This window comes from Bacillus sp. ISL-45 (genome assembly GCF_018613195.1).
Classification (GTDB): domain Bacteria; phylum Bacillota; class Bacilli; order Bacillales; family Cytobacillaceae; genus Mesobacillus.
This window is the reverse complement of the sequence record NZ_JAGGQQ010000005.1, coordinates 19,683-29,553: the sequence shown is the minus strand read 5'-3', so window position 1 is coordinate 29,553 and position 9,871 is coordinate 19,683. Positions and strand designations below refer to the sequence as shown.

The following is a 9,871-nucleotide window of genomic DNA, read 5'->3' as shown; positions in this document are numbered from 1 at the left end:
ATCCTCCTAGATGAAATCAGTTTGGATTGTCTTTATAACTATAGATACAACTATCCAGCCAGAAAAAAATCTTCTTGAATTAAGCCAACAAAAAAAGAGCCTATTCGGCTCTTAAGATTTCCCATTCACTTAAAATATCCATCAGCTGCTGCTTCGATTGCTCGATGCTGCCGCTGTTATCGATGACTGCGTCTGCCAGACCGACTTTGTCCTTCAGCGGCATTTGTGATTTGATCCTCGCAGCGGCCTCTTCTTCCGAGAATCCGTTCCGCTTCATCAGTCTTTCCAGCTGGGTTTGCTCATCCACATATACGACGATGATTTTTTCGACGAGTCCTGTCAGCTTGCTTTCAAACAGAAGCGGAATGTCCAGGACGACTGCCTTTTCATCTGCGGCTTCAGCATGAGTTCTTTTATGTGCCATCCGCTCCCTTACGGCTGGATGGACAATAGAATTAAGCAGCAACCGCTTTTCTTCATGGTTAAAAACAATCTCACCCAATTTAGGTCGGTTTATCGTGGTATCATCATTTAAAATTTCAGTGCCAAAATGGCTGACTATATCATTGTACGCTTTCTCTCCTGGTTCAACAGCAAGCCTGGCTTCGATATCTGCGTCGATCACAGTGATGCCCATGTCAGTGAACATAGCTGATACTGTGCTTTTTCCGCTTGCTATACCTCCCGTCAATCCTATAACTAATGACATTCTCCCTTATCCTTTCAAGGGCCTGTTAAAGCTTCATCAGCCCGATTATGATCAATAAAATTCCTGGTACAAAAGAAAACCTTTGCATCCATCCGCTCTCCGAAAAATAACTGCCCATTCTCATCCCTGCATAAACAAATAAAGAACTCATGCAGGCAACTGTCAATGCCAGATATCCTGGTGAGAACCCTAGAAATGCTGCCCCTACCCCTGCACCGAATGCATCAAGCGACAGGGCAAGCCCGAGCATGACAGCCTCGATTCCATTGATCGTACCCGACCGGTCAAAATCAGCTGTCATTGGCTTTTTCAAAATATTGATGACGATGCCTAGAGATTTGATTTCAAGATTCAGGATGATTTTTTCGTGGCAGAGCAATTCTGTTTTGTCTTCGCGGAAAAATTGGAATAAAACCCATCCGCCTAAAACGATCAAGACAGTGCCACCCAGCGTCTCTGCCATTCCTGGTGAAAAAAAGCTCTCGAGAAAATGCCCGATCATCATCGCTGCCATCAGGACGACAGCCGAACAAACCGCAATTACAGAAATCGATTTAATCGGGATCTTCATTTTTCGTAATCCATACGTTAATCCTACACTGAAACTGTCAAGGCTGACAGCGAATGCAAGTAAAAGCAGGGAGATTGTTTGTGCCATAAACTGAGCTCCTTCCTGTCAATCGCTACGTTAGTATATGGAAGGAGCCCATTTATGGTGAGAAAATCAATAAGCCAATATATTTAATTAAGCTTCTGGCACGACGGGCAGTAATGCGTTCCCCGTCCGCCAACGACGGTTTTCTCCAATGGTGTTCCGCAAACTTTGCATGGTTCACCCCTGCGCCCGTATGCATAAAGCTGAAGCTGGAACATGCCGATCTGCCCCTGTGAATTGACGTAGGAACGGATCGTGCTGCCGCCTTTCTCAACAGCTTCGGAAAGAGTGCTGACAATTTCCCTGTAAAGCACGGCCTCCTCTTCCGGAGACAAGGAGTTCGCGATTCTTTCCGGATGGATTTTTGCCCGGAACAATGCCTCATCTACATAGATATTCCCGAGACCAACAAGGATTTTTTGGTCCAGTAGAGCAGGCTTTATTTTTCGATTCGTTTTTTTCAGTTTTTCCGAAAGCCATTCCACTGTAAAATTTTCTGAAAAGGGTTCAGGCCCTAAATCGGCGAGAGGCTGGGTTTCAAACTCTTTCCCTTTTTCATACAGGTGCATTGTGCCAAATTTCCTGACATCCTTGTAGCGCAATTGAGTTCCATCGGTAAAATGGAAAATGACGTGCGTGTGCTTCTCCACAGGTTCCTCCGCATTGAAGACTCCATATTTCCCTTCCATTCTTAAGTGGGAAACGAGCGCGAAATATTCCGTATAAAGAATCAGGAATTTCCCTCTCCGGCCAACCTCTTTAATCGTCTGGCCTTTCAGTGCATCGTTGAACTGCTCGACCTCATCCGGAGTTTTAATCATCTTTGGCCAAAAAACAGAGACTTCTTTTATTTCTTTTCCTATCGTCAGAACCTCTAATGTCCGTCTGACGGTTTCAACCTCTGGTAGTTCAGGCATTTTATCCCGCCTTTCTCTGTAAAAATCCTGTTGCAGCTCCTATTTTGCGTCATACCAGGTCGGGCCGTATGAGAAGTCCACCTTTAACGGAACCTTCAGCTCAATGGCATTTTCCATGACATCTGGCACTATTTTTTTCAACAGTTCGATCTCATCCTCAGGTGTTTCAAAAATCAATTCATCATGTACCTGAAGCAGCAGTCTTGTCTTTACACCCTCTTCGCGGAGTCTCTCTGCCATATCAATCATTGCCTTTTTGATAATATCTGCGGCACTGCCCTGGATCGGGGTGTTCATAGCCGTCCGTTCCGCAAAACTTCTTAGGTTGAAATTGCGGGCAGTGATTTCCGGAATATATCTGCGGCGATGCAATAATGTCTGGACATAACCCTTGGCCTTTGCATCCTTGATGATTTCGTCCATATACTCCTTCACTCCAGGGTAGCTCTCCAGATAGCGGTCAATGAATTCGCCCGCTTCCTTCCTTGTGATATTCAGGCTCTGGGATAATCCATAATCGCTGATTCCGTACACAATCCCAAAGTTGACCGCCTTCGCATGCCGGCGCATATTTGAAGTGACTTCATCTTTCCCTACATTGAACACTTCCATCGCAGTCTTCGTATGGATGTCCATATCATTCCGGAAGGCATCGATCAGTTTCTCATCTCCCGCAATATGGGCAAGGACTCGCAGTTCAATTTGCGAATAGTCAGCTGCAAATATGACCCATCCTTTTTCTGAAGGAACGAATGCCTGCCTGATTTTCCGGCCTTCTTCAAGCCTGATCGGGATGTTCTGCAGGTTAGGATCCGTTGAGCTTAGCCTTCCAGTTGCTGTTAAAGCCTGGTTGAATCTTGTATGGACTTTTTCCGTCTCTTTATTGACGACCTTTTGCAATCCTTCAATATAGGTCGATTGTAGCTTTCCAAGCTGGCGATAGTTAAGAATTTCTTCAATGATTCTATGCTTTGGCGCCAATTTTTCAAGGACGTCCGCCGAAGTAGAATAACCTGTCTTCGTCTTTTTCGCAGCAGGCAGCCCCAGCTTTTCAAACAGGATGACACCTAATTGTTTAGGCGAGTTGATGTTGAACTGTTCTCCTGCCATTTCAAAAATCTTTGTTTCTATTTCGGCTAAACGGCCTTTGATTTCTTCGCCCATTTTATCCAGGCGGTCCATATCCAGCTTGACGCCCTGGTATTCCATATCCGCAAGGACAAGCGACAATGGCATTTCAAGGCTGCTGAAAAGATCATGCTGGTCATTGTCCCATAGCTCCTGCTCAAGCTTTTCTTTTAATGACACAAGTACAGCCGCCTTGCGTACAAGATGCTCTCCAAGGATGCTTTCCTCAGGAATTTTTCGTTTAGCACCTTTTCCATAAACTGTATGGTCTGACTGCACGCTCGTGAATCCATGCTGTTTCGCGATCGCCGCAAGGTCGTCCGGCGACTCGGAAGGATTGATTATATAGGATGCCAGTGACACATCGAAATCAGCACCCTTCAGGTGGATGCCATGATGGCGCAATGATACCTCGGATCGTTTCGCATCATAGACTGTTTTTTTGCTGGACTCATCCTCGGCCCATTTCTTGAACTCCTCAGACTCCAGGGCAATTTTTACAGGCAGGTAGAAGCTTCCGTTTTCATTTACAACAGCAAAGCCAATAATATCGGCGTAATGGTAGTTATCTTCAAGGACTTCAACATAAAAGCCATTATCTTTAGCAAAAATACCTTGTTCAATTTTATCCAGTTGCTTGAACTCGATGTCTTCAAGCTCTGCATCTTCTGCTTCCGCAACTGCGCCCAGCTTGTCCAGCAGGGAATTGAACCCTAGCTCTTTGAACATTTTCACGAGCTTCTCGTTCTCTGCACCTTCATACTCAAGCTCGCTCAACTCTAGTCCTACAGGGGCTTCACGAGTGATGGTTGCGAGTTCCTTGCTCATGACAGCCTGGTCTCTGAACTCCTCCAGCTTTTCCTTAAGCTTTTTCCCGCTGACTTGTTCAACCGAAGTTAATAGATTTTCAAGTGTGCCGTATTCCTTCAACAGCTTGATTGCCGTCTTTTCCCCTACACCAGGAACCCCTGGTATATTATCCGATGCATCACCCATGAGACCTTTCATATCAATGATCTGGTCGGCAGTCAGACCATACTTTTCCTTGATATGCTCAGGTGTATATTCTTCAATATCGGTAATCCCTTTTCTTGTGATACTGACTGTGGTCTTGTCAGAACTCAGCTGTGTCAGGTCCTTGTCACCTGAAATGACCTTCGTTTCGAAGCCTTCTTTTTCAGCCAGCAAACTCAATGTACCGATAATATCATCCGCTTCATAATTCTCCAGCTCATATTGCGAAATGCCATAGGCCGTCAGCAATTCACGGATAAATGGAAACTGCTCCGAAAGCTCCGGCGGAGTTTTTTGCCTTCCTCCCTTATACTCGCTGAAGGTTTTATGCCTGAAGGTCGTTTTTCCGGCGTCAAACGCAACAAGAATATGCGTAGGCTTCTCATCCTCGAGAATTTTCATCAGCATCATCGTAAAGCCATAAACTGCATTGGTATGTATCCCTTTTTCATTATTCAACAGCGGCAAAGCGAAAAAAGCACGGTATGCAATACTGTTGCCATCTATCAACACAAGCTTTTTAGACATGTTATTCCTCCTCTTTATTAGAAAAGCGCAAGCGCCTTGGTCAGCCGATTCCAAGTACATTTGTGCATGACTTTATATAAAAAAAAGACCGTTAGATTCCTTCCTATTTTATCACGAGAGATGATAGAAAGAAAAATAACGGCCTTTTGGTTGCTCTATTAATTTGTGTAACCCATCAACATTCTTGCGTAAGGTGAATCAGATGGAAGGACAATGACGGTTTCGCCATTGATTGTCTTTTTATAGGATTCCAGTGTTCGGAACATCGTGTAGAATTCTGGATCCTTGGAGAAGGTTTGGTTATATACTTTTGCAGCTTCCCCTTCCCCTTCACCTCGGATGGTTTCAGCGTCTGCCGATGCCTTTGCCAGAAGCTCTTTCACTTCCCTGTCCGTCTGGGCGATGACTCTGTTTTTCTGGGCATCTCCCATGGAAAGGTATTCCTGTGCTTTAGACTCACGCTCAGAGATCATCCTCGTAAAAACAGACATTTCATTTTCTTTCGGCAGGTCGGTCCTCTTCATTCGGACATCTGTCACAACGACTCCATAATTACCGCCAGCGAGCAGCTCATTGACTTTTTCAGTCACCCTGTCATTCAATGATCCGCGGGATGACTTTTCATCATTGATGATTTCGTCATAGTCCAGCTTACCAAGCTCAGAACGGACAACCGAATAGATGAATTCCTCCATTCTCGATTCCGCACCCTCTAGAGTTCTCGCATTGGAAATCATCTTTTTAGGATCTTCAATTCGCCAGATGGCATAATTGTCGATCAACATTCTCTTTTTATCCATTGTGTTGATTTCCGCCTGGGAAACATCATATGTCATCTGGTATTTAGGCAGAGTTGTGACACTCTGAATAAACGGGACTTTGTAATTTAAACCAGGTTCATCGATAATCCTGACAACCTCTCCAAATTGCCTTACCACTTTATACTCGCCTTGTTTCACAATGAAAACATTAGTGAAAATGAAGACAAGCAGTGCAATAAGGATGACCAGAAAAATTCCGAATTTAGTATATTTCCGCCAGGAACCACCACTCCGTTCATTTATATCAATCACGTTTTGATCAGCCATTATTCTTTTCACTGCCTTCCTTCTCTGTCTTCGGTTTATCTGCTTCAAGCGGGCGAATCGGGAAATACTTCATTGTATTGCCATCATCGTTCATGATGTAAATTTCCGAACCAGGCAAGACCTGCTCAAGCGTCTCCAAAATTAAACGCTGTCTTGTGATGTCCGGATTGGTTTTGTATTCAACAAGCAGCTTGTTGAATACCGCCACGTCACCTCTGGCCCGTTCGATCCTCGCGGCTTTTTCCCCTTCCGCCCTTGAGATAAGCGCATCCTTTTCCCCTTGTGCTTCGTTCAACTTCTGGTTGCGGTATTTCTTCGCTTCATTTATTTTTGTGTTCATTGTTTCACGCGCATCTGTAACATTGGTAAAAGCCTTGCGCACTTCTTGATTTGGCAATTCAACATCCTGGAGCTTTACACCAAGGACGGATACACCCATATCGTACTTTTCAATCAGTGATGATAATAAATCACGGACTTCCGCTTCGATTTCTGCTTTTCCCGAAGTCAATGCTTCATCAATTTCAGAACTTCCGATAATGCTCCTGACAGACGCTGATGTAGCATCATATAAGATTTCTCTTGGATTATCTGCGTTAAATAAATATTTTTCAGGGTCCGTTATTTTCCATTGAACCACCAGGTCGGCAAGGACGATGTTTTCGTCACCAGTAATCATTTTTGTCTCATCAGGAAATTCTTTGATTTCCCCATTCTTTTCCTCATAACCAAACTGCAGGCTGAATGTTTCCTTCGATAATTTCTCGACACTCTGTATTGGCCAAGGCAGCTTAAAGTGCAAGCCCGGTTCACTAATACCTTCCTCCACTTTTCCAAACGTCAATATGACAGCCTGTTCAGATTCATCTACCGTATACCATGTCGTGAACGCCGAAATACCTAAAATAATGGCCAGGACGACAATCCCGCTCGTCACGTAAATTTGCTTCAAGCTCACCATCTCATTCCCCTCTTCCTATGTTTCTGTCTATGTTTGTTTTTACGTTTAAAAGCCGTAAAAGTTTCAAAAGAATGATAATAGAAAAACAGTTTTGACACAATGGTGTTTTTTGCTTATTGCGAAAATTATAATTGAGGCAAAAAAGCATATGAAAAAAGCACAAGCGGGGTCGGCTTGTGCTTCTTTCTCACTCCTTGGATGAAGGGGTTTTTCACTAATGATTGTAACAAGGAACTGTTAAGGAAAAATAAACCTGTTGTTAAGGGAATGTAAATTCTATTTAAAAAAGAAGTAGCCCAATTCAGATTCGAATTGGGCTAAGATAGTATACTCATTAAATTTACACTCGGATATGAGAAATCCAACTTATCTTTATTGAGGAAGCTTCTTAAAAAGCTTGATTGTAAAAGTTGTTCCTTTGCCTATCTGGCTGTCGACTTCGATATGCCCTTTATGAGCTTCAACTATGTGTTTCACAATCGCCAGGCCAAGACCCGTTCCTCCGGAGTTTCGACTTCTTGCCCTGTCCACCCGGTAAAATCGTTCAAATATCCTCGTTATTTCGCTTTTTTCGATCCCTATACCGGAATCCTTGACCACGATGGAAACGGAATCTTCCTGGACAGATAAAGAAATTACAACTGTGCCGCCATTCGGAGTGTAAGTGATGGCATTGCTGACAAGATTGATCAGTACTTGCTTCAGCCTGTCCGCATCTCCTTCAATAACCGCATTATCGCTTGTTTGACCGAGTTTCAGGAGGATATCCTTTTGAGCTGCTTTTCCTTTTAAAATTTCGATGACTTCATTGGATTCTTTTACAAGGTCAACCTTTCCTAATGTCAATCGGAAGCCTTGCTGCTCGATCTTAGACAGGTCTAGCAATTCCTGGATCAATACCTGGAGACGGTCGCTTTCTTTTAAAATGATTGCCAGGAAAGCTTCCAGCGTCGCTTTATCATTCATGGCTCCATCCAGCAGCGTTTCCGAAAATCCTTTGATCGAGGTGATCGGCGTCTTAAGCTCATGCGAGACATTCGCCACGAAATCCTTCCTTATCTGTTCCAATTTTTTCAGTTCGGTAATGTCATGGAAAACTAGAAGGATTCCTTTCCAGACATTATTTGTCCCGATGATTGGAACCCCGTATACTTCGAAGTGCCGCCTTTCGATTTCCATAGGCAACACAACTTGTTTCCGTACCTTTTGCTCAGTCATGAAAATCTCTTCAACCATATGGGAGACTTCTTCATGCTCAATGACTTCATAATAAAGCTTGTATAGGTATTCAGCAGGCTCTACATTAAAGATTTCCTTGTATGGCTTATTGATCAGGTTGATGAAGCCCCTGCTGTCTATCAGAATCAAACCGCTGCCCATATTCTCAATCAGTGTCGTCAGTCTGTCCTGCTGGGATTCCTTTAGCTTCATTAGTTCCTGAAGATTTCTTGCCAGGATATTAATCGATGAACTCAGCATGCCCGTTTCGTCAATGTGATCCTCATAAGTCCTGGCCCGATAATTCCCTTTTGCCAGCTCGATCGCCACATTTGTCGCAGACTCGATTGGTTTCGTATAGCGGTTAGTGATTCTTGTACCAAGAAGGATGATCACAAACAACGCCATGCCAAGACTGATGGTCAGAATCCACCAGATTTGCCGATAAGCTTTCTGCAGTTCATCAATCTTTGTTGTTAAAAATACATACCCCTCTTTTTTACCATCATGGAGAAGTGGATTCCAATAATAATGAAGATCAAAACCTCCACCCACCTCAAGGTCACTCTGTTCCGACGGTGTGTCTTCCACGATGTCGCCAATTATATCCCTGTGCCGGTTTATTTTAGTGCTTGATAGTTCTCCCGTATCATATTGGATATCGCCCTCAAGATCAACAATCGTAATCCTTGCGTTAAGCAAATCGCTCATCCTTGAAATTTCTTCGTTATCCAGTGATGCGAGCCCTCCATTTTGCTCGATATTGGAGGTCAAAAGATTAATCTCAATCTTCAGTCGTTCATTAAATGAATTTATATAATAATTTTTGAATAATTGCCCTAAAAGCAGCCCCAGGCCGATCAACACGATGATGATCAGGGTAATGAGGGCAAACAGGAGACGAGTCCGGTACTTTGTCATTCTCCCTTTGGTTCCTCCAGCTTATAACCAAGGCCTCGAATGGTTTTGATATAGGATGGCTTCTTTGTGTTATGTTCAATTTTTTCACGCAAATGGCTTATATGTACATCGACAATCCTTGTATCCCCGGCAAAGTCATAATTCCAGACAGCACTTAGTAACTGGTCTCGTGTAAGAACCCGACCTTTATTCTTCGACAGATAGAGAAGCAATTCGAATTCTTTCGGAGTCAGCTCAAGTAATTCTCCCATAAAATAAGCTTCGTAGAATTCCGGCATGATTTTAAGCTCGCCAATTCTGATCTGCCCCTCGTCCTCCTGCTTTTCTTCCACTGGTTCATGCTGTGCCTGTGTCCTCCGGAGAATCGCTTTTACCCTCGCTACGACCTCACGCGGACTGAATGGTTTGGTCATGTAATCATCAGCGCCTAACTCCAGACCAAGCACCTTATCAAACTCATCATCCTTTGCCGTAAGCATCAAAATCGGCACATTGATTCTCATCTGCCTGAGCTGTTTGCATACTTCCATACCATCCAGCTTTGGGAGCATCAGATCCAAAATCATTAAATCTGGCTTCTCGTCTGCTGCCAGGCGGATCCCTTCCTCACCGTCCATTCCAGTTACCACTGAATAGCCAGCCTGTTCGAGATTATACTTCAACAGTGTCACAATAGATTGTTCATCATCCACAACCAAGACCTTCTTGTTCATATGAGCCTCCAAAAAAGTT

The 9,871-nt window shown here is 43.8% G+C and carries 8 protein-coding genes; all 8 read right to left on the bottom strand.

Going from position 1 to position 9,871, the window contains the following annotated elements; translation table 11 throughout:
* Positions 1-100: 100 nt before the first annotated feature.
* The 8 genes from coaE to J7E35_RS05545 all read right to left on the bottom strand — a co-directional run bounded on the left by coaE (position 101) and on the right by J7E35_RS05545 (position 9,852).
* On the bottom strand, positions 101-709 hold the full coding sequence (coaE, locus tag J7E35_RS05580; protein WP_214777809.1) for a dephospho-CoA kinase: 609 nt from the start codon (positions 707-709) through the stop codon (positions 101-103).
* Positions 710-734: 25 nt separating this feature from the next.
* Positions 735-1,367, bottom strand: coding sequence for a sporulation membrane protein YtaF (gene ytaF, locus J7E35_RS05575; RefSeq protein ID WP_214741753.1), 633 nt, complete (start codon positions 1,365-1,367; stop codon positions 735-737).
* Between the two features lie 83 nt (positions 1,368-1,450).
* Entirely contained in the window at positions 1,451-2,281 is an 831-nt protein-coding gene (gene mutM, locus J7E35_RS05570; protein ID WP_214777808.1) for a DNA-formamidopyrimidine glycosylase, read from the bottom strand.
* A 39-nt stretch (positions 2,282-2,320) separates the two neighbouring features.
* Positions 2,321-4,951, bottom strand: a complete 2,631-nt coding sequence (gene polA / locus J7E35_RS05565; RefSeq protein ID WP_214777806.1) for a DNA polymerase I — start codon at positions 4,949-4,951, stop codon at positions 2,321-2,323.
* A gap of 158 nt (positions 4,952-5,109) precedes the next feature.
* Entirely contained in the window at positions 5,110-6,039 is a 930-nt protein-coding gene (gene hflC / locus J7E35_RS05560) for a protease modulator HflC (RefSeq protein ID WP_214778680.1), read from the bottom strand.
* Entirely contained in the window at positions 6,032-7,000 is a 969-nt protein-coding gene (gene hflK, locus J7E35_RS05555; RefSeq protein WP_214777803.1) for an FtsH protease activity modulator HflK, read from the bottom strand. The genes hflC and hflK overlap by 8 nt, the downstream gene beginning before the upstream one ends.
* A 372-nt stretch (positions 7,001-7,372) precedes the next feature.
* Positions 7,373-9,139 (bottom strand): two-component system histidine kinase PnpS, encoded by a 1,767-nt coding sequence (gene pnpS / locus J7E35_RS05550; protein WP_214777801.1) that lies wholly within the window; start codon positions 9,137-9,139, stop codon positions 7,373-7,375.
* Entirely contained in the window at positions 9,136-9,852 is a 717-nt protein-coding gene (locus J7E35_RS05545) for a response regulator transcription factor (protein ID WP_214777799.1), read from the bottom strand. Before J7E35_RS05545 ends, pnpS begins: the two co-directional genes overlap by 4 nt.
* Between the last annotated feature and the right edge of the window lie 19 nt (positions 9,853-9,871).

Coding starts and splice junctions, on each gene's coding strand:
- mutM (WP_214777808.1), bottom strand. CDS start 2,281: ATGCCTGAACTACCAGAGGTTGAAACCGTCAGACGGACATTAGAGGTT.
- ytaF (WP_214741753.1), bottom strand. CDS start 1,367: ATGGCACAAACAATCTCCCTGCTTTTACTTGCATTCGCTGTCAGCCTT.
- hflC (WP_214778680.1), bottom strand. CDS start 6,039: ATGGCTGATCAAAACGTGATTGATATAAATGAACGGAGTGGTGGTTCC.
- coaE (WP_214777809.1), bottom strand. CDS start 709: ATGTCATTAGTTATAGGATTGACGGGAGGTATAGCAAGCGGAAAAAGC.
- hflK (WP_214777803.1), bottom strand. CDS start 7,000: ATGGTGAGCTTGAAGCAAATTTACGTGACGAGCGGGATTGTCGTCCTG.
- polA (WP_214777806.1), bottom strand. CDS start 4,951: ATGTCTAAAAAGCTTGTGTTGATAGATGGCAACAGTATTGCATACCGT.
- pnpS (WP_214777801.1), bottom strand. CDS start 9,139: ATGACAAAGTACCGGACTCGTCTCCTGTTTGCCCTCATTACCCTGATC.
- J7E35_RS05545 (WP_214777799.1), bottom strand. CDS start 9,852: ATGAACAAGAAGGTCTTGGTTGTGGATGATGAACAATCTATTGTGACA.